The organism is Actinomycetospora flava (genome assembly GCF_037400335.1).
GTDB classification, from domain to species: domain Bacteria; phylum Actinomycetota; class Actinomycetes; order Mycobacteriales; family Pseudonocardiaceae; genus Actinomycetospora; species Actinomycetospora flava.
Genome location: NZ_JBBEGM010000014.1, coordinates 103,706 through 121,490 on the forward strand (window position 1 = coordinate 103,706; position 17,785 = coordinate 121,490).

Genomic DNA, 17,785 nt, shown 5'->3' on the forward strand with positions numbered 1-17,785 from the left:
GGTCGGCGGCCCGATCGACAGACGGGTCGGCACCGTCGGTCCCACGCGGCAGACTCCACGGACATGAGCACGACGAGCGTGGACCCGGCGCCGGACCCCGATCTCGCCCGCGCGCGGGCGGGCGACGACGCGGCGTTCGCCCGGCTGGTCGCGCCGCTGCGCCGCGAGCTCCACGCCCACTGCTACCGCATGCTCGGCTCGGTCCACGACGCCGACGACGCGCTGCAGGACGCCCTGCTGCGCGCCTGGCGGGCGATCGACCGCTTCGAGGACCGTCCCGGGCGCCCCGGCGCGCTGCGCTCGTGGCTGTACACGGTGGCCACCAACACCAGCCTCGACACCGCGGGACGGCGCGGGCGGCGGGCGCTGCCGATGGACCTCGGACCGTCGAGCGAGCACCCCGGCGACGACCCGCCGCGCACCGAGGTGGCCTGGCTCGGGCCGTACCCCGACGACCCGGACGCGACGGTCGAGGAGCGCGAGAGCGTCGAGCTCGCCTTCGTCGCCGCCCTGCAGCACCTGCCGGGCAATCAGCGCGCCGCCCTGCTGCTCATGGAGGTGCTGGGGTTCTCGGCCGCCGAGGTCGCGACGATGATGGCGACGTCCACGGCGTCGGTGAACAGCGCCGTGCAGCGCGCCCGGGCCACGCTGGCCAGCAAGGTCACCGGGCCGAGCCAGCAGCGCACGCTGCGCACGCTGCCCGACGCGCAGCTCGCCGCCACCGTCGCGCGCTACACCGCCGCGCTCGAGGCGGGCGACGCCGAGGCGCTGGTCGGGCTGCTCACCGCCGACGTCACGTGGGCGATGCCGCCGAACGCCGAGTGGTACCGCGGCACCGCGGCGGTCACCGCGTTCCTGCACGCGGGCCCGCTGGTCACCCCCTGGCGCCACGTGCCCGCGCGCGCCAACGGCCAGCTCGCCGTCGGGTGCTACACGTGGGACGAGGAGGCGCAGGAGTGGCGGGGCATGGTGCTCGACGTGCTGACGCTCGCGCCCGACGGGCGGATCGCCGAGGTCACGGCGTTCATCGGTCCCGAGCACCTGGCCGGCGCCGGGCTGCCCGCGACCCTGCCGGCGGGCACCCCGCTCACAGCTCCCGGATGAGCGCGTCGGTGCGCTCCTCGGCCGCCGCGAGGAACGCGCCCATGCGCGCCAGCTCCGCAGGGTCCGCCTCCTCCAGCAGCGCGGCCAGCCGGTGGTTGAGCGGCTCGTAGACCGCCCCGATCCGCGCGAGCGACGCCGGGTCGGCCTCGACGAGCACGCGGCGGCGGTCGGACGGGTCGGGCACGCGATGCACGTGCCCGCCCGCGTGCAGGCGCTCGACCATCCGCGACGCCGACCCTGTCGTCAGGTTCAGCCGGGCGGCCAGCGCGCCGGGCGTGGCCGGGCCGTGCTGCGCGAGCTCGTAGAGGCACTGCAGCTCCGTGGCCCCGACGCCCAGGCGCGCGGCGACGATCCCGTTGAACTGGACGAGCCGCACGCTCCACGCCGCCAGTGCCGCCACGACCTCCTCGGGCTCCACCGCCGCCTCCTCGATTTCGCTGCAGGATGCAGCGAATGTGTGTCACAGTATCTGCATGACGCAGCAATCGTCGCACGGCGCCTGCCCGTTCACCGGCGGGACCCGCCGACCCGACGAGCCCTACCCCGGCCGCGACGCGCTGCGGGCCGCCGGTCCCCTCGTCGTCACCGAGGCCCCGGCGGGCGGGCCGGTCGCCGTGGTGACCACCGCCGCCCTCGCCCGCGCGGTCCTCGGCGACCCGCGGATCGTCAAGGACACCGCCCTCGCCCCGACGCACTGGGAGCCGCGGGCCGCCGGCCTCGAGCCCACCGCCGCCGACGCCCTTTCGCTGACCACCGCCGAGGGCGCGCCCCACGCGGCGCTGCGCCGGGCGCACGCACCGATGCTCTCGCCGCGCGCCATGCGCGCCCGGGCCGGCGCGATGCGTGACGCCGCGCGGGAGCTGCTCACCGGGCTGGGCGACACCGCGGACCTCACCGCCGACTTCACCACCCGCTACCCCCTCACGGTCGTCGGCGACCTGCTCGGCGTGCCGCGCGCGATGACCGACGACGCCGTCGACGCCTGCCGGCGGATGTTCGGCGACGCCGCCGACGGCGCGGCCGCGATGGGCGCCTTCGCCCGCCTCGGCGCCGCGGCGATGGAGCACGACGGTCTGGCCCGCGAGCTGCGCGGGCGCCTCCCGGCGTCGGTGACCGACGAGCAGGTGCACTACCTGCTCTTCGCCCTGATCTTCGCCGGGCAGCTGACCACCGACATCGCGCTGGGCTTCCTGCTCGCCCGGGTGATGATCGAGGGTCTGCCCGACGACGTCCCCGCGCTCGTCGACGACGTCCTGCGCCGCGACCCGCCCGCCCCGTTCTCGCTGTGGCGCTTCACCGCCGAGGAGGTCGAGCTCGCGGGCGTCGTGCTCGCGCCCCGCACGCCCGTGCTCGTCGACCTCGCCGGGATGGCCGACGACCCTGACGCCGCGGCGGGCAGCGGGCTCGCGTTCGGGGCCGGCCCGCACGTCTGCGCGGGCATCCACCTGGCGCGCGCCGAGCTCGCCGCCGCCGTCGACGTCCTGGTCACCGACTTCCCGGACGCGCGCCTCGCCGTGCCCGCCGCCGACCTGCGCCGCGTCGACCCCGGCGGCGTCGAGGGCAGCCGTCTCGCCGCCCTGCCCGTCGAGGGCCTGCGGCCTCGTGAGTGAACTGGGTCGCCCCGGCGACCCATCTCGCTCACCTGCCTAGGGCATCCCCCCGTGCGGCACGTCGACGCGGGTCGAGAGCAGCACGGCCTCGCGCACCGGGCGGCGCTCGTGCTCGGCGAACGAGGGCGCCGCGCAGGCGTAGAGGGTGCGCCCGTCGTCGCCGCCGAGCATGCAGGCGTAGACGCCGAGGCCGCCGGTCGGGCGCTCCTCGAGGATCGTGCCGCCCTCGGCCACGCGCAGGACCCGCGAGTGCAGGGCGTCGGCCACCCAGATCGCGCCCTCGGCGTCGCCCCCCATCCCGTCGGGCGCGACGGTGAGGCCGCCGAGGGCCTCGCCGACGTCGTCGGTCGCCGGCGGCGGCGCGAAGCGCGCCCAGTCGCGGCGCCGCGCCAGCCCACCGTCCTCGGCGACGTCGAACGCGGTCAGTCGCGCACCGAAGGTCTCGGCGACGACGAGCACGCGGCCGAACAGCACCATCCCGTTCGGGAAGAGGAGGTCGTCGGCGATGGTGCGGGGCGTGCCGTCGGGGTCGACGTAGGTCAGCGTCGTGCGGGAGATCGGCGCGCCGCCCATGAGGTCGAAGCCGAAGTTGCCGACGTAGGCGCCGCCGCGGGCGTCGACGAGCATGTCGTTGAGGTGGTTGCTCACCAGCCCCGACAGATCGGCGTGCTCGACCAGCGACCCGTCGTTCTCGCGACGCAGGATGCGGTGGTCCCGCATCGAGACGATCAGCAGGCGTCCGTCGGGCAGGAACCCGAGGCCGGACGGCTGATGGGGCACCTCGGCGATCACCTCGTGGCCGCCGTCGGGCTCGATCGCGACCACGCGCTCGGTGTAGAAGTCCGAGACCCAGAGCCGCCCGTCGTGCCATCGCGGGCACTCCAGGTACGACCAGCCGTCGGACACCACGTCGAAGTCCTGCGCTCCCACGTCACTCCTCCTCGAGCCCACGATGATCGGTGCACGATCGGGCGCGCGGGACGGGCCGTCAAGGGCAGGATGGCTCCGTGCCGACAGCGGCCGAGCTCGCCCGGGCGAGGGTGGAGCGCGTCCGCGACGACCCGGAGGCCCGGCTCGCGCTGATGCACGGGCTCTACCGGGGGGACGACAGCACCTTCCTGCCCTACCGTCGCGGCGCGGTCGCGTTCACGCGCTGGCAGGTCCGCCGCGGCCTGCTGCGGCCGCCGGGCGGTCCGGAGGGAGGCAGTCCCTGGTGGCGCGCGGTGAACGAGCGGCTGCTGCGCGACGGGTGGGAGGCGCGCGCCCTCGACGACGGGCACGACCCGACCGGCGCCACCGGCGAGCGCGCGGCCGTGGTCCCCGCCGCCCACGGTCCTGACGCGGCTGGCGCGCCGCGTCGTGCCGCACCGGTGACGTGTCAAGACCCGGGATCTGCGAATCCCCGGCGGCGTCCCCGGCGCCCGACACTGCGCATCTCCCGATCTCTGCGAGGTGCGCCATGACCACGACCGACAGCCGCCCTGCCTTCGGCGGCTTCCACCACGTCGCCGTCACGGCGAGCGACGTCGAGGCCAGCGTCGCCTGGTACCAGCGGGTGTTCGGCATGGACCGGCTCCCGCCGCGCTTCCCCCACCACGGCCCCGACGCGAAGGGCTACGCGACCGTGCTCGTCGAGCCGGAGACGGGCATGTGCATCGGCGTCGAGCACCACCCCGACAACGACGGCGCCGGGGCCGACGAGCGCCGGTGCGGGCTCGACCACATCGCCTTCGCGATGCTCTCCCGCGACCACCTCGACACCTGGGCGGCGTGGCTGGACTCGCTGGGCATCGCGCACTCCGGCGTCGTCGACGCCGGCGACCCGGTGCCGTACTCGGCGCTCGTCTTCCGCGACCCCGACAACGTGCAGCTCGAGCTCTTCTTCATGGACCAGGGCTGACCGCGCGGTCACGACGGTGACTGCGCCGTCGCCCACCGAGGCGCCAGAGTGACTCCCGTGCGGCGGTCGACGGTGCGGGTCGGGGTCCTGACGATCGCGCTCGCGCTCGTCGTCGCGGCGTGCTCGACCGCGCGCGGCGAGAGTCCGCCGCCGGGCGACGTCGCCGGGCTCTTCGCGGTGGACGGCCGCGAGCTGTACCTCGAGTGTCACGGCAGCGGCAGCCCGACCGTCGTCCTCCAGTCCGGGTTCGGGAACGCGGCGGACATCTGGTCGGTCGGGGCCGAGCGGCCGCCCTCGGTCATGGCGGGCGTCGCCGGGTTCACCCGCGTCTGCGCCTACGACCGGCCCGGCGCGACGCGCGTGTCGACCGACGACGGACAGATCTCCGAGACGCCCCTGCCCGGGCGCAGCCAGCAGGCGCCGATGCCGCGCACGGCGGCGGACGTGGTCGCCGAGCTGCACGCCCTCCTGGCGGCGGCCGGCGTCCCCGGCCCGTACGTGCTGGTCGGGCACTCGCTCGGCGGGCCGTTCACGCAGCTGTACTCCCGGACCTTCCCGGCCGACGTCGCCGGGATCGTGCTCGTGGACCCGACGCCGCCGGCGCTGCGCGACCTCATCGCGCCCGCGCAGTGGGACGCGTTCGCCGCGGGCGTCCTGCATCCGCCCGAACCGATCCCCGGCTACGCCATGGAGGCCTACGACCTCACGGCGAGTATGGACCAGCTCCGGAACGCCCCGGCGCCGCCGCAGGTGCCCGCGACCGTGCTGATGGCGCAGGACGTGGATCAGGTCCCGCCGGGCGACCCGTCGGCCGAGGCCGTCGCCGCCATCGGCCGCGTGCGACCCGAGGCGTTCACCCGCCTCGCCGCCGACATCCCGGGTGCGGCGCTCGTCACGGTGCCGGACACCTCGCACTACATCCAGATCCAGCGGCCCGACGCCGTGATCGAGGCGGTGCGGTCGGTGGCGGGTCGCTGACCGGAATGAGGTTCGCCGCACCGTCGTTGGTTGAAGCGTGAAGAAGATTGGGTTCCTCTCCTTCGGGCACTGGTCGCCGTCCTCGCAGTCGATGGTCCGGTCCGCGCAGGACGCGCTCCTGCAGTCGATCGACCTGGCCGTGGCCGCCGAGGAGGCGGGCGCCGACGGGGCGTACTTCCGCGTCCACCACTTCGCGCGCCAGCTCGCCTCGCCGTTCCCGCTGCTCTCGGCGGCCGCGGCGAAGACGAGCCGCATCGAGCTCGGCACCGGCGTGATCGACATGCGCTACGAGAACCCGCTCTACATGGCCGAGGACGCCGGCGCCGCCGACCTCATCTCCGGCGGACGCCTCCAGCTGGGCATCAGCCGCGGCTCCCCCGAGCAGGTCATCGACGGCTACCGCTACTTCGGCTACGTGCCGCAGGACGGCTCGACCGACGCCGAGATGGCGCGCAACCACACCCAGCTCTTCCTGGACGTACTGAAGGGCGAGGGCTTCGCGCAGCCCAACCCGCGGCCGATGTTCGCGAACCCGCCCGGCCTGCTGCGCCTCGAGCCGTACGCGCCGGGCCTGCGCGACCGGATCTGGTGGGGCGCCGGCAGCCGCGCGACCGCCGAGTGGACGGCCGAGCAGGGCATGAACCTCATGAGCTCGACGCTGCTCACCGAGGACACCGGCGTGCCGTTCCACCGCCTGCAGGCCGAGCAGATCCAGCGCTACCGCGACGCGTGGACGAAGGCCGGGCACGAGCGCGAGCCGCGCGTGTCGGTCAGCCGCAGCATCTTCCCGATCGTCAGCGACCTCGACCGCCAGCTCTTCTGGCGCGAGCGGCACTCGACCGACCAGGTCGGCCACCTCGACGGCGGCGACGCCCGCTTCGGGAAGACCTACGCCGGCGAGCCCGACAAGCTGATCGCCGAGCTCGCCGAGGACGAGGCGATCGCCGCCGCGGACACGCTGCTGCTCACGGTGCCCAACCAGCTCGGCGTCGACTACAACGCCCACGTCGTCGAGAGCGTCCTGACCCACCTCGCCCCGGAGCTGGGCTGGCGCTGACGATCAGCTCTCGAGCAGCTTGTTGACGGTGCCGGCGAAGTCCTCGTAGCGGCGCAGCGCGCTCACGTTGATCGTCACGTACTGGCCCATCTCGACCATGATCGGGAGGGTCAGCGAGATCTCGTCGAGCGTGTCGTGGCTGTCCACGTCGACGATCGCGATGACGCGCCGCTCGCCGGCGACCTTCCAGAGGTCGACCACCACGCCGGCCTTCTTGGCGCCGAGCGCCGCCTCGGCCTCGCGAGACCACGTGGAGAACAGGTCCTGCTGACTCATCGCGGCGCCGTACTCCACGTGGAAGTCGAGGTGGAAGAGCATCGGTGGCCTCCGCAGGAGTGTCGACGGTGATCGCCCGGAACGTACAACCGACGATGACACCCGAGCACGGGAATCTTTCCAGGATCCCTTGGTCCTGTTGTAGGATCGCCCGATGCTCATCATCGCCGGGCACGTCCGCGTCGATCCGGAGCGCCGTGACGCGCTGGTCGCGGAGTTCGCCGACCTCGTGCGGCGGGCGCGCGCCGCGCCCGGATGCCTCGACGTCGCCATCACCGCCGACTCCGTCGACCCCGGGCGGATCAACAACGTCGAGCGCTGGGCCTCGCAGGCCGACCTCGACCACTGGCGCTCGGTCGCCCAGGCGCCCGACGTCGACGACGTGTTCCTCCAGACCGAGGTCAGCCTCTTCGACGCCTCGAACGAACGGCCGCCGTTCTGAGCTACTTCCGGGTCTGGCGGTAGGCAATGACCGCGATGACCGCGATCGCGGCGAGGATCGGGAGGATCCACCCGACGGAGGTCAGGGTGCTGCTGCCGCCGGCCTCGGCAAGAACGATCACTGCGCCCCCTCGTCGACGTAATTTGCGCAGAGTATCCGGTTCGTGACGGACCGGAAGGCGCTTCCGAACTGTGCGCGTCACCGCCGCTGGGGCGGGACGGGGTCGCCGGGCGGCACGAGCGTCGTCAGCTCGGGCAGCTCCTGCGCCAGGCCCTCGTCCAGGGTGGCGAGTGTCGACGCCGGCCGACCGGCCGCGAGGCTCGCGAGGTAGGCGTCCGTGACCTGTCGGTGGCCCCTCACGTGGTCCACGCCCGCGTCCGCGTAGGACAGCGAGTCCGGCCAGAAGTCGCACCCGGGCAGGGCGTGGATCGCGCGCAACAGGGCCGTCGCCACTGCCGGAGCCTCACCGGTCCGGACGAGGAAGCGCACGAGCGCACCCTCGACCAGCGGGCAGACCGCGAAGCTCTCGACCCCGGCGGCCCACGCCGACGTCCGCTCGTGGTGCTCGTGCTCGGCGACGGTGAGAGCGATGAGCACGTTCGCGTCCAGGAGGTAGGTCGTCACTCCTCGTCCAGCGCGTTCGCGACGTCGTCCGCGGTGACCCGGCGACCGATGCTGACGACGGGGAACCCCGATCGCTCGTCGATACCGATCACGGGCGGCTCACCGAGCTGGATCAGTCCGCGTGCCGTCAGTTCCGCGACGACGGCCGAGAGCGACAGCCCTCGACGCTCGGCGATCTCCCGGACCTGCCGGTGCACGGCCGGCGGGAGGTCCACGGTGGTGCGCACACGTGAACCGTACCCGCATCAGCCCTGATGCAGAGCTGGTTCACCAGGGACGGCTCCGCTTCGGACCGATCAGACGTTGAACCGGAACTCGACGACGTCGCCGTCCTGCATGACGTAGTCCTTGCCCTCCATGCGGACCTTGCCCGCCGTCTTCGCGGCGTTCATCGAGCCCGCGGCGACGAGGTCGTCGTAGGAGACGATCTCGGCCTTGATGAAGCCCTTCTGGAAGTCCGTGTGGATCACGCCGGCGGCCTCGGGGGCCGTGGCGCCGATCCGGATCGTCCAGGCGCGGGACTCCTTGGGGCCCGCGGTGAGGTAGGTCTGCAGGCCGAGCGTGCGGAACCCGGCGCGGGCCAGGGCGTCGAGACCCGGCTCGGGCTGGCCGATCGACTCGAGCAGCTCCAGGGCGGACTCGTCGTCGAGCTCCAGGAGCTCCTGCTCGACCTTCGCGTCGAGGAACACGGCCTCGGCCGGCGCGACCAGCTCCGCGAGCTCCTTGCGCCGCGCGTCGTCGGTGAGCACCGGCTCGTCGGCGTTGAAGACGTAGAGGAACGGCTTGACGGTCATGAGGTTCAGCTCGCGCAGCCGCGGCGAGTCGAGCCCCGCCGAGAACAGGGTGCGGCCCTCGTTGAGCACCGACTGCGCGTGCGCGATCTCGTCGACCGCGGCCTTGGTCTCCTTCTTGACCCGCGCCTCCTTCTCCAGGCGCGGCAGGGCCTTCTCGATCGTCTGGAGATCGGCGAGGACGAGCTCGGTCGCGATCGTCTCGATGTCCGCGGCCGGGTCGACACGGCCGTCGACGTGCACGACGTCGTCGTCGGCGAACACCCGCACGACCTGGCAGATCGCGTCGGCCTCGCGGATGTTGGCGAGGAACTTGTTGCCCAGCCCCGCGCCCTCGCTGGCGCCCGCGACGATGCCGGCGATGTCGACGAACGACACCGTCGCCGGGACGATCTTCTCGGAGGAGAACATCTCGGCGAGCCGGTCGAGCCGGGGGTCGCGCAGCGGCACGACACCGACGTTGGGCTCGATGGTGGCGAACGGGTAGTTCGCGGCCAGGACGTCGTTGCGGGTCAGGGCGTTGAACATCGTCGACTTGCCCACGTTGGGCAGGCCGACGATGCCGAGGGTCAAGCTCACGGGATCCCAGTCTGCCAGCGATGGATCCGGACGGGCTCCGGCGGCGTCCAACCAGGGTGACGACCGTTCTCACCCGGAGGCCCCCGTGTCCGCTCTCGCCACGATCCCCACCTCGCTCGGCCCGTTCACCACCCTCGTCGACGACGAGGGCGTGGTGCTCGCGTCGGGGTGGACCGACGACCTCGACGGCCTCATCGCGCTCGTGCACCCCGACGCGCGGCCGGCCGAGCCCACGGTCCGGCGCGACCTGGGTGCCGTGACGGCCGCGGTCGTCGCGTTCCACGACGGCGACCCGGCGCCGGCCGCCGCGGTCCCGGTGCGCCAGATCAGCGGGCCGGCGACGACGGCGATCTGGGACAAGCTGCGCGAGGTGCCCGCCGGGCACCCGACGACGTACGGCGAGCTGGCGACGGCCGCGGGGCACCCGCGCGGCCACCGGCTGGCCGCCCGGGCGTGCGTGCGCAACGCCGCGACGCTGTTCGTGCCGTGCCACCGCGTGCTGCGCCGCGGCGGCGGGCTGGGCGGCTACCGGTGGGGGCTGGAGCTCAAGGACCGGCTGCTGATGATGGAGGCCTCGTGGTTGCCGGAGCGGCCTGCCGAAGGATCACTGTCGGGGGTGTGATCCATCCTCTCGGCCATGACCGTCGACGGGGTGCTGGCCGGGCTGCTCCTGGGGCTCGTGCTGGGCGCGGGCGCCGGGGCGTGGGTCGCGCTGCACCTGGCGGCCGCGCGGCGCGAGGCGGCGGTCGCCGAGGCCGTCCGGCGGGCCGGTGCCGAGGTGGCGGCCGCCCGCGCCGAGCTCCACGCCGAACGCCGCGGGGCGAGCGACCGGGAACGCGCGCTGGTCCCGGCCGCGGCGGCCGCCTCCACCGACGCGCTCGACCGCGTGCTCGAGCCGGTGTCCTCGGCGCTCGGGCGCATGGAGCGGCAGATGGCGGGGGCGGAGCGCGAGCGGGAGGCCGCGTTCGCCTCGCTGCGCGAGCAGGTCGGGGCGGTGGCCGCGAGCGCGCAGGGCGTGGCCGGCGAGACGCGCGCGCTCGTCGGCGCCCTGCGCGCCCCGCACGTGCGCGGGCGATGGGGGGAGCTGCAGCTCGAGCGGGTCGTCGACCTCGCGGGCATGGTCGAGCACTGCGACTTCACCCGCCAGGCCCACGCCCGCGGCGGGGACGACGACGGCGCCCAGCGTCCCGACCTGGTGGTCCACCTCGCGGGCGGCAAGCAGGTCGTCGTCGACGCCAAGGTCCCGTTCACCGCGTACCTCGAGTCCACCGAGGCGCGGGACGACACCGCGCGGCGCGAACGGGTCGCGGCGCACGCCAAGCAGGTCCGCGCGCACGTCGACACCCTGGGCGCGAAGGCCTACTGGCGCCGCTTCGACCCGACGCCGGAGTTCGTCGTGCTGTTCGTGCCGGGCGAGGTGTTCCTCTCCGCCGCGCTCGAGGCCGACCCCACGCTGCTGGAGCACGCGTTCGGCAGCGACGTCGTCATCGCCACCCCGACGACGCTGATGGCGCTGCTGCGCACCGTCGCGTACGCGTGGCGGCAGGAGGCGCTCGCGCGGAACGCGGCGGAGGTCCACGCGCTCGGGCGGGAGCTGCACGGGCGGATCGCGACGCTCTCGGGCCACCTCGCCCGCCTCGGCCGCTCCCTGGACGGCAGCGTGCGCTCGTTCAACGAGACGGTCAGCTCGCTGGAGTCCCGGGTGCTGGTCAGCGCACGCCGGTTCACCGACCTGTCGGTCACCACCGCGGACCTCGAGACCCCGGACCAGGTGGAGCGCCGGCCCCGGGCGCCCGCTCCCGAGAACGGGGACGCCTAGGTCGATCGGGTGGTGCACGTCACGGAGATCGCCGGGGCCGGTGGAGGCTGAACGGCCGACGATCAGCCGACCGCTAGCGTTGAGGGGTGACCAGTACACGGGAGGACGCCGCAGGTGTCGGGGCCGTCGGCCCCGGCGAGCGCTCCGTCGTGCGGTCACTGCGCGGGCTTCGGTGGTGGGGGGCGCTGCTGCTCGCGGCGGCCCTGACCGGCGCCGGCCTCGCCATCGACATGCTGGCCTCCGGCGAGCTGGGCGTCGTGTTCACCGCCTGCTTCGCGGGCGGCTGCATCCTCGCGACCGCCTGGGCCCGGCGTGACTCGCTGTTCGTCCCACTCGTCCAGCCGCCGCTGCTGCTGGCGATCGGCGTGCCCGTGGTCGTCGCGGCCACCGGGTCGCTGCCCCGCAACGGCGGTCTCGCGTCGACGCTGCTCGCCGTCGGCGGCCCGCTGGTCAACGCGTTCCCCACCCTCGCGGTCACCACGGCGATCTGCCTCGCGCTCGGGTTCATCCGCTCGCGCGTCGAGCCCTGGCGCAAGCCGGGCGACGACCTCGACCCCGATGGCCGCGCCGACCCGCGCGACCGGCCCGCGCGCCCACCCAAGGACCGGCCCGCGAAGGACCGGCCGCCGAAGGAGCGGGCGCCGAAGGACCGCCCGCCCAAGGACCGCGACCCCCGCGACCGGCCGGCGCGCGATCCCCGCGACCGCGACCCGCGCGACCGGGATCCCCGCGATCGTCCGCCGCGCGAGCGGGATCCGCGGGACCGTGACCCCCGCGATCGCGACCCTCGTGACCGCGACCTCCGTGACCGCGACCCCCGCGACCGCGACCCCCGGGAGAAGGAGCGGCCCCGTCGCGTCCCGGTCGAGGCCCGGCCCGCGCGGGACGAGCGTCGCCGCCCCGCCGACGACCGCCGCCGGCCCGTGCGTCCCGACGACCCCGACGACGAGTTCGGGCCCGGCGTCCGCCGCGTCCCCCGTCGCGTCGACGGTCCCGACGGCCCCCGCTGACCCCGCCCCGCCTCCCAGAGCGGTGATCAGGGGCGTCGTCATTCACCTCGCCGGCGGCGCGACGTGGATGGCGTCGCCCGTGATCTCCGCCCCTCCGCCGCGCCTCAGTGCGCGTACTCGTCGCGGCGCAGGAGCATCGCGGCGAGCATGGTCACGAACATCAGCACGTGGGCGCCGATCATGAGCGTCTCGCCGGAGATCACGCCGAGCCAGTAGGGCACGAGGCCGAGGACGAACGGCGCGCACATGGCCGCCGACATCTCCGTGATCTGCCGCGCCAAGTGCCGGCGAATCGCCATCCACAGGGCCATGCCGACGGTCATGTCCGCCGCCATGACGAGCGCGCCGACGTCCGGGCGGGCGGTCCAGGCGTCGGGCCACAGCGGGGCGAGCAGCATCATGCCGATGACCATCGCCGCGACCATCTCGAGGTAGTGGCCGACGAAGCGCAGCACACGGCGGCGCAGGGGACGGGGCTGGACGGTCAGGGCGGTCATGGCGGGTCCTCTCCGGGAACGGCTGGCGACGCGGACGAGCATCGCGAGCCCCGGCCCCGCGGAGAGGTGCCGAACGTCATGACCCCGGGTCATGACCTCACAGGAGGTCGAGCGCGCGGGCCCGCAGGGCGGCCTGCGTGCGGTCGCGGGCGCCGAGCTTGCCGAGCACGTTCGTGACGTGGTTCTTCACCGTGCCCTCGGCGAGGTGCAGAGTCCCGGCGATCTCGCGGTTGCTGCGCCCGTCGGCGAGCAGGCGCAGCACGTCGACCTCGCGCTCGGACAGCGGCACGACCAAGGGCTGGGCGCGCGGCGTCGGCGACTCGGCGGGCAGACGCGCCACGCGCGCGACCACCTTCGCCGCCACCGACGGATCGAGCACCGAGCCCCCGGCGGCCGCGGTGAGCACGGCCTCGACGAGCCGGGCCGACGGGACGTCCTTGAGCAGGTAGCCGACGGCGCCGGCGCGCAGGGCGGCGAAGACGTCCTCGTCGTCGTCGAAGGTGGTCAGCGCGATGACGCGCACCTCCGGGTGCTCGACGTGCAGCCGGCGGGTCGCCCCCACGCCGTCGAGCACGGGCATGCGCAGGTCCATGAGCACGACCTCGGGCGCGAGCTCGGCGACCCGCCGCAGCGCCTCCTCGCCGTCGCCGGCCTCGCCGACCACGACGACGTCGTCGCGCACCCCGAGCAGCGTCGCGAGCGCCTCGCGGAACAGGGCCTGGTCGTCGACGAGCAGGACCCGGACGGGAGACGCGGCGGAGCGGAGCTCGACGCGGGACGACGTCACGCCGGCACCTCCACGCGCAACGCGCAGCCGCCGTCGGCACCCGGACCGAGCGAGAGGCTCCCGCCCAGCTCCTCGGCACGCTCGCGCAGGCCGATCAGGCCCACACCGCTGCCGACCCCGGTGCCGTCGCCGTCCGGTCGTTGCCCCCGCCCGTCGTCCCGGACCTCCACCCGCACCGCCCCCGCCGCGTAGTCGAGGACGACCTCGGCGCGGCTGGCCCCGGCGTGCTTGCGTACGTTGGTCAGCCCCTCCTGGGCGGTGCGGAACAGCGCCTCGCGGGCGGCCGCGGACAGCGGGCGCTCGTCGCCGTCGACGGTCAGGCGGGTCGGCACCCCGGCCGCCGAGCTCTCCGCGGCGAGGTCCTGCAGCGCCGTGGCCAGCGGCGGGGCCTCGCGCGGCGCGCGCAGCGTGCGCACCGAGCGCCGCACCTCGGCGAGCGCCTCCTGCGACTGGTGCTGGGCCTTGGCGAGCACCTCGTCCGTGCCGCCGGACCCGTTCGCCAGCAGCGCCCGCGCCGCCCGGACCTGCATCGCGACGACGGTGAGCGAGTGCCCGAGCCCGTCGTGGATGTCGCGCGCGACGCGCAGGCGCTCCTCCTGGGCCGCCTGGTCGCGCAGCCGCGCGTGGGCCGCCGCGAGCTCGGTGCGCATCGCCTTCTCGCGGCGCAGCAGCTCGGTGACGACGGCCGCGAACACCACCGCCACCAGCGTCCCGAGGCCCTCGCGCAGGCCGTCGACCAGCGGCATGCCGGCGTGCACCATCGGCACCATCGCGATGACGACGATCGTGGCGGGCAGCGGCAGCAGCAGCACGCACTGGCTGACCAGCACGACGAGGAACAGCGTGCCGCCGACGCCGGGCGCGAACGCGAAGATCACCGACGCGAGCACGAGGCCGGCGACCACGTAGCCCGCCGACCACCAGCGTCGTCCCCGGCGCTCGACCCACCGGAACGCGAGCGTCGCGAGCAGCGCGAACGCGAGGCCGAGCGGCAGGACGACCACCGGGTCGCCGCCGCCCACCACCCCGAGCACCAGGGTGAGCAGCGCACCCCCGGTGAGCAGGGTCAGGGCCAGGAGCACGGGAACACTGTGCGGCCCCGGCGCCCCGAGGACAACGTCCCGCTAGCGCACGGCCTGCGGCTTCATGTCCCGCTTGAGCTCGCGGGGCAGCGAGAAGGTCAGCTTCTCGTTGGCGGTGGTGATCTCCTCGACGTCGGCCCAGCCGCGGTCGGCGAGCCAGTGCAGGACGTCGCCGACGAGGATCTCGGGCACCGACGCGCCGCTGGTGACGCCGACCGTCGTGACGCCCTCGAGCCACGCCTCGTCGATCTCGCCGCAGTGGTCCACGAGGTGCGCGTCGCGCGCCCCGGCCTGCAGCGCGACCTCGACGAGGCGCACCGAGTTCGAGGAGTTGCGCGAGCCGACGACCAGCACGAGGTCGCACTCGGGCGCCATCTGCTTCACCGCGACCTGGCGGTTCTGGGTGGCGTAGCAGATGTCGTCGGAGGGCGGGTCCGCGATCGCCGGGAACCGCTCGCGCAGCGCGGCGACCGTCTGCATCGTCTCGTCGACCGACAACGTCGTCTGGGAGAGCCAGATGACCTTCTCGGGATCGCGGACGGTGACGTGCTCCACGGCGGCGGGCCCGTCGACGAGCTGGACGTGCTCGGGGGCCTCGCCGGCGGTGCCCTCGACCTCCTCGTGGCCCTCGTGGCCGATGAGCAGGATGTCGTAGTCGTCGCGGGCGAAGCGCTTGGCCTCCTGGTGCACCTTCGTGACCAGCGGGCAGGTGGCGTCGACGGTGCGCAGCTCGCGCGCGGCGGCCTCGGCGTGCACCGCCGGGGAGACGCCGTGGGCGGAGAAGACGACGGTGGCGCCCTCGGGCACCTGGTCGGTCTCCTCGACGAACACCGCTCCGCGCTCGGCGAGGGTGTTCACGACGTGCCGGTTGTGCACGATCTCCTTGCGGACGTACACGGGTGCGCCGTACGTCTCGAGCGCCTTCTCGACGGCCACGACCGCACGGTCGACGCCGGCGCAGTAGCCACGGGGCTTCGCGAGCAGGACACGGGGGGCCTGCTCGCCGGAGTGCTCGGTGGACATACCGCCAGCCTACGGGCGACGAGCGTCACGGTCCGGGCGTGAGCCACCCGGCCGTGGCCGTCCACACATCACCCGCGTCCGGCTGGCACCCTGTCGCTATGAGTTCGCTCCCGTTCCCGGTGCGTGTCGCCGCCGGTCTGGTCGTCACCGCCGTGGAGGAGGCCCGGGACCTCCCCCGCACCGTCGCCGGTCTCCCCATCACCGCCGTCAGCCGTGTGCTGCAGCTCTCGATGCGGGCCCAACAGGTGGTCACCGAGCTGGCGATCAAGGGCGACAGCGCGCTCGACGGGGTGCGCCCGGTCGAGGAGGCGCCGTCGTGGGCGCGCTTCGACGACGACCTGCCCGAGGCGCTGCCGGGCACGTGGCCGCGACCCGACCTCGACGACACGTCGCTCGAGCACACCGACCTGGCGCCGACGCCGACGACGCCGCGTGTCAACGGTCACGCGCCGAAGCTCGGGGTGGTCGCGCAGACCCCCGACGCGCTGCCCGGGTACGAGTCGATGTCAATCGCCCAGCTCCGCGGCAAGCTGCGCTCGCTGTCGGTGGACGAGGTCGCCGAGCTCCTCGCCTTCGAGGAGTCCCACGCGAACCGCCCGCCGTTCGTCACGATGCTGTCCAACCGGATCGCGACGCTCAACGCCCAGTAGGTGAGCACCCCGCCGGCGGCCACCAGCGCCGAGGAGCCCTGGCCGGTCCGCACGGTCGCGCGCAAGATCCAGGCCTGGATCGACCGGCTCGGCGCGGTGTGGGTGGAGGGCCAGCTCACGCAGGTCACCGCCCGTCCCGGGTCGCAGACCGCGTTCCTCGTGCTGCGCGACCCCGCCGCCGACGTCTCGCTGCAGCTCACCGCGCCGACGTCGATGGTGCGCGGCACGGTCCCGCCGCTGGCCGAGGGCGCGCGGGTGGTCGTGCACGGCAAGCCGTCGTACTTCTTCGGGCGCGGGACGCTGTCGCTGCGCGTCGACGAGATCCGGCCGGTCGGGGTCGGCGAGCTGCTCGCGCGCATCGAGCGGCTGCGCCAGCTGCTGGGCGCCGAGGGCCTGTTCGACCCGGGGCGCAAGCGCCGCCCGCCCCGGCTGCCGCGCTGCGTCGGACTCATCACGTCGCGGGCCAGCGCCGCCGAGCACGACGTCATCACCGTCGCCACGTCCCGCTGGCCCGCGGTGCGGTTCCGGACCGTCAACACCCCGACGCAGGGCACCCAGGCCGTCCCGGAGATCCTCGACGCGCTCGGCGTGCTCGACCGCGACCCGGACGTCGACGTGATCGTGCTGGCGCGCGGCGGCGGCAGCGTCGAGGACCTGCTGCCGTTCTCCGACGAGACGCTGTGCCGGGGCGTGGCGGCGTGCCGGACGCCGGTCGTCTCCGCGATCGGGCACGAGCCCGACACCCCGCTGGTCGACCACGTCGCCGACGTCCGCGCGGCCACGCCCACCGACGCCGCCAAGCGGATCGTCCCCGACCTCGCCGAGGAGACCGCCCACCTCGCCCAGCTGCGCCGCCGCGCGCACCGCGCCCTGCACGCGTGGGTGGAGCGCGAGGACGCCCGGCTCGCGGCGCTGCGCCGGCGGCCGGTGCTCGCCGACCCGCTGGGGCCGGTCAGCGCGGGCGAGGACGCCGTCGCCCGGCTGCGCGCCCGGTCCCGCCAGGTGCTCGAGGCCGGGCTCGTCGCCCGCGAGGCCGACGTCCGCCACCTGCGCGCGTCCCTCACGGCCCTGGGACCGGCCGCGACGCTGGCCCGGGGCTACGCGATCGTGCAGCACGGCGACGCTGTCGACGCGCCGGTGCTCCGCTCGGCGGGGACGCCCTCGCCCGGCGACGCCCTGCGCGTGCGCCTCGCCGACGGTGCCGTGCACGCCGCCGTCACGGACCGCGACGACCCCGCCTGAGCGCCCGATCGAGCGCGTGGCGTTACGGACACTGGGTGTCAGCGACGCCACGTCGCTGACACGAGGGGGGAGGATGCGCGGCATGACGGAGAGCGACGAGCCGGGCTACGAGGAGGCGCGCGAGGAGCTCGAGAAGGTCGTCGGGCGTCTCGAGGCCGGCGGGCTGAGCCTCGAGGACTCGCTCGCGCTGTGGGAGCGGGGCGAGGCGCTCGCGCGGCTGTGCGAGCGCCACCTGGCCGGGGCACGCGAACGGGTCGAGACCGTCCTGCAGGAAGCGGAGGGTGGCGACGACCCGGCGCGCGGGTGACACCCCG

At 74.7% G+C, this 17,785-nt stretch carries 23 protein-coding genes; 13 read left to right on the forward strand and 10 right to left on the reverse strand.

The annotated features are described in order from the left end of the window. Positions 1 to 63: 63 nt before the first annotated feature. Complete coding sequence (locus WCD58_RS27480; protein ID WP_337706293.1) at positions 64 to 1,104, forward strand: sigma-70 family RNA polymerase sigma factor; 1,041 nt, start codon at positions 64 to 66, stop codon at positions 1,102 to 1,104. On the opposite strand, the gene WCD58_RS27485 is transcribed toward WCD58_RS27480, so the two are convergent. After that, the gene (locus WCD58_RS27485; protein WP_337706294.1) at positions 1,088 to 1,522 is read right to left on the reverse strand and encodes a MarR family winged helix-turn-helix transcriptional regulator; all 435 of its coding nucleotides are present in this window, start codon (positions 1,520 to 1,522) and stop codon (positions 1,088 to 1,090) included. The genes WCD58_RS27480 and WCD58_RS27485 overlap by 17 nt on opposite strands. Positions 1,523 to 1,577: 55 nt before the next feature. Here WCD58_RS27485 and WCD58_RS27490 point away from each other — a divergent pair, with 55 nt between their 5' ends. After that, entirely contained in the window at positions 1,578 to 2,714 is a 1,137-nt protein-coding gene (locus WCD58_RS27490) for a cytochrome P450 family protein (RefSeq protein ID WP_337706295.1), read from the forward strand. 36 nt (positions 2,715 to 2,750) lie between these two features. On the opposite strand, the gene WCD58_RS27495 is transcribed toward WCD58_RS27490, so the two are convergent. Continuing rightward, positions 2,751 to 3,644: an SMP-30/gluconolactonase/LRE family protein gene (locus WCD58_RS27495; RefSeq protein ID WP_337706296.1), complete on the reverse strand. Its 894-nt coding sequence runs from the start codon at positions 3,642 to 3,644 to the stop codon at positions 2,751 to 2,753. A gap of 77 nt (positions 3,645 to 3,721) precedes the next feature. On the opposite strand from WCD58_RS27495, the gene WCD58_RS27500 reads away from it, so the two are divergent. The 4 genes from WCD58_RS27500 to WCD58_RS27515 are packed head-to-tail and all read left to right on the forward strand — an operon-like array spanning position 3,722 to position 6,649. Continuing rightward, entirely contained in the window at positions 3,722 to 4,177 is a 456-nt protein-coding gene (locus WCD58_RS27500; protein ID WP_337706297.1) for a hypothetical protein, read from the forward strand. Further along, positions 4,174 to 4,614 (forward strand): VOC family protein, encoded by a 441-nt coding sequence (locus WCD58_RS27505; RefSeq protein WP_337706298.1) that lies wholly within the window; start codon positions 4,174 to 4,176, stop codon positions 4,612 to 4,614. Before WCD58_RS27500 ends, WCD58_RS27505 begins: the two co-directional genes overlap by 4 nt. Before the next feature lie 57 nt (positions 4,615 to 4,671). Further along, on the forward strand, positions 4,672 to 5,592 hold the full coding sequence (locus tag WCD58_RS27510) for an alpha/beta fold hydrolase (RefSeq protein WP_337706299.1): 921 nt from the start codon (positions 4,672 to 4,674) through the stop codon (positions 5,590 to 5,592). Positions 5,593 to 5,629: 37 nt separating this feature from the next. Further along, positions 5,630 to 6,649, forward strand: coding sequence for an LLM class flavin-dependent oxidoreductase (locus WCD58_RS27515; protein WP_337706300.1), 1,020 nt, complete (start codon positions 5,630 to 5,632; stop codon positions 6,647 to 6,649). 3 nt (positions 6,650 to 6,652) lie between these two features. Here WCD58_RS27515 and WCD58_RS27520 read toward each other — a convergent pair whose 3' ends face one another. Beyond that, positions 6,653 to 6,967: a muconolactone Delta-isomerase gene (locus WCD58_RS27520; protein ID WP_337706301.1), complete on the reverse strand. Its 315-nt coding sequence runs from the start codon at positions 6,965 to 6,967 to the stop codon at positions 6,653 to 6,655. Between the two features lie 112 nt (positions 6,968 to 7,079). On the opposite strand from WCD58_RS27520, the gene WCD58_RS27525 reads away from it, so the two are divergent. Then, positions 7,080 to 7,367 (forward strand): putative quinol monooxygenase, encoded by a 288-nt coding sequence (locus tag WCD58_RS27525; protein ID WP_337706302.1) that lies wholly within the window; start codon positions 7,080 to 7,082, stop codon positions 7,365 to 7,367. Positions 7,368 to 7,565: 198 nt separating this feature from the next. Here the strand turns inward: WCD58_RS27525 and WCD58_RS27530 are convergent, their stop codons facing one another. The 3 genes from WCD58_RS27530 to ychF all read right to left on the reverse strand — a co-directional run bounded on the left by WCD58_RS27530 (position 7,566) and on the right by ychF (position 9,361). Next, positions 7,566 to 7,991: a TA system VapC family ribonuclease toxin gene (locus WCD58_RS27530; protein WP_337706303.1), complete on the reverse strand. Its 426-nt coding sequence runs from the start codon at positions 7,989 to 7,991 to the stop codon at positions 7,566 to 7,568. Beyond that, positions 7,988 to 8,218, reverse strand: coding sequence for an antitoxin (locus WCD58_RS27535; RefSeq protein WP_337706304.1), 231 nt, complete (start codon positions 8,216 to 8,218; stop codon positions 7,988 to 7,990). Before WCD58_RS27535 ends, WCD58_RS27530 begins: the two co-directional genes overlap by 4 nt. 69 nt (positions 8,219 to 8,287) lie before the next feature. Continuing rightward, on the reverse strand, positions 8,288 to 9,361 hold the full coding sequence (ychF, locus tag WCD58_RS27540) for a redox-regulated ATPase YchF (protein ID WP_337706305.1): 1,074 nt from the start codon (positions 9,359 to 9,361) through the stop codon (positions 8,288 to 8,290). Between the two features lie 85 nt (positions 9,362 to 9,446). On the opposite strand from ychF, the gene WCD58_RS27545 reads away from it, so the two are divergent. The 3 genes from WCD58_RS27545 (at position 9,447) to WCD58_RS27555 (ending at position 12,190) form a co-directional block, all read left to right on the forward strand. Then, the gene (locus WCD58_RS27545; protein ID WP_337706306.1) at positions 9,447 to 9,983 is read left to right on the forward strand and encodes a methylated-DNA--[protein]-cysteine S-methyltransferase; all 537 of its coding nucleotides are present in this window, start codon (positions 9,447 to 9,449) and stop codon (positions 9,981 to 9,983) included. Between the two features lie 15 nt (positions 9,984 to 9,998). Further along, positions 9,999 to 11,180, forward strand: coding sequence for a DNA recombination protein RmuC (locus WCD58_RS27550; protein WP_337706307.1), 1,182 nt, complete (start codon positions 9,999 to 10,001; stop codon positions 11,178 to 11,180). Between the two features lie 86 nt (positions 11,181 to 11,266). Next, positions 11,267 to 12,190 (forward strand): DUF6542 domain-containing protein, encoded by a 924-nt coding sequence (locus tag WCD58_RS27555; protein WP_337706308.1) that lies wholly within the window; start codon positions 11,267 to 11,269, stop codon positions 12,188 to 12,190. A 104-nt stretch (positions 12,191 to 12,294) separates the two neighbouring features. Here WCD58_RS27555 and WCD58_RS27560 read toward each other — a convergent pair whose 3' ends face one another. The 4 genes from WCD58_RS27560 to WCD58_RS27575 form a co-directional block, all read right to left on the reverse strand. After that, positions 12,295 to 12,687 (reverse strand): hypothetical protein, encoded by a 393-nt coding sequence (locus WCD58_RS27560; RefSeq protein ID WP_337706309.1) that lies wholly within the window; start codon positions 12,685 to 12,687, stop codon positions 12,295 to 12,297. 97 nt (positions 12,688 to 12,784) lie between these two features. Beyond that, positions 12,785 to 13,474, reverse strand: coding sequence for a response regulator (locus WCD58_RS27565; protein WP_337706310.1), 690 nt, complete (start codon positions 13,472 to 13,474; stop codon positions 12,785 to 12,787). Continuing rightward, entirely contained in the window at positions 13,471 to 14,556 is a 1,086-nt protein-coding gene (locus WCD58_RS27570) for a sensor histidine kinase (protein ID WP_337706311.1), read from the reverse strand. The genes WCD58_RS27565 and WCD58_RS27570 overlap by 4 nt, the downstream gene beginning before the upstream one ends. 42 nt (positions 14,557 to 14,598) lie before the next feature. Further along, complete coding sequence (locus WCD58_RS27575) at positions 14,599 to 15,579, reverse strand: 4-hydroxy-3-methylbut-2-enyl diphosphate reductase (protein WP_337706312.1); 981 nt, start codon at positions 15,577 to 15,579, stop codon at positions 14,599 to 14,601. 98 nt (positions 15,580 to 15,677) lie between these two features. Here WCD58_RS27575 and WCD58_RS27580 point away from each other — a divergent pair, with 98 nt between their 5' ends. The 3 genes from WCD58_RS27580 (at position 15,678) to WCD58_RS27590 (ending at position 17,778) form a co-directional block, all read left to right on the forward strand. Then, positions 15,678 to 16,229 (forward strand): lipid droplet-associated protein, encoded by a 552-nt coding sequence (locus tag WCD58_RS27580; protein ID WP_337706313.1) that lies wholly within the window; start codon positions 15,678 to 15,680, stop codon positions 16,227 to 16,229. Further along, the gene (gene xseA / locus WCD58_RS27585) at positions 16,230 to 17,471 is read left to right on the forward strand and encodes an exodeoxyribonuclease VII large subunit (RefSeq protein ID WP_337706314.1); all 1,242 of its coding nucleotides are present in this window, start codon (positions 16,230 to 16,232) and stop codon (positions 17,469 to 17,471) included. 82 nt (positions 17,472 to 17,553) lie between these two features. Then, a complete protein-coding gene (locus WCD58_RS27590) occupies positions 17,554 to 17,778 on the forward strand; it encodes an exodeoxyribonuclease VII small subunit (RefSeq protein WP_337706315.1) in 225 nt (74 codons plus the stop codon). The last annotated feature ends 7 nt before the right edge of the window (positions 17,779 to 17,785 follow it).

Bases quoted from the DNA above. Each gene is read 5' to 3' on its own strand.
- WCD58_RS27505 (WP_337706298.1), top strand. From the start codon at position 4,174: ATGACCACGACCGACAGCCGCCCTGCCTTCGGCGGCTTCCACCACGTC.
- WCD58_RS27580 (WP_337706313.1), top strand. From the start codon at position 15,678: ATGAGTTCGCTCCCGTTCCCGGTGCGTGTCGCCGCCGGTCTGGTCGTC.
- WCD58_RS27590 (WP_337706315.1), top strand. From the start codon at position 17,554: ATGACGGAGAGCGACGAGCCGGGCTACGAGGAGGCGCGCGAGGAGCTC.
- WCD58_RS27550 (WP_337706307.1), top strand. From the start codon at position 9,999: ATGACCGTCGACGGGGTGCTGGCCGGGCTGCTCCTGGGGCTCGTGCTG.
- WCD58_RS27575 (WP_337706312.1), bottom strand. From the start codon at position 15,579: ATGTCCACCGAGCACTCCGGCGAGCAGGCCCCCCGTGTCCTGCTCGCG.
- WCD58_RS27560 (WP_337706309.1), bottom strand. From the start codon at position 12,687: ATGACCGCCCTGACCGTCCAGCCCCGTCCCCTGCGCCGCCGTGTGCTG.
- WCD58_RS27525 (WP_337706302.1), top strand. From the start codon at position 7,080: ATGCTCATCATCGCCGGGCACGTCCGCGTCGATCCGGAGCGCCGTGAC.
- WCD58_RS27520 (WP_337706301.1), bottom strand. From the start codon at position 6,967: ATGCTCTTCCACCTCGACTTCCACGTGGAGTACGGCGCCGCGATGAGT.
- WCD58_RS27490 (WP_337706295.1), top strand. From the start codon at position 1,578: ATGACGCAGCAATCGTCGCACGGCGCCTGCCCGTTCACCGGCGGGACC.
- WCD58_RS27480 (WP_337706293.1), top strand. From the start codon at position 64: ATGAGCACGACGAGCGTGGACCCGGCGCCGGACCCCGATCTCGCCCGC.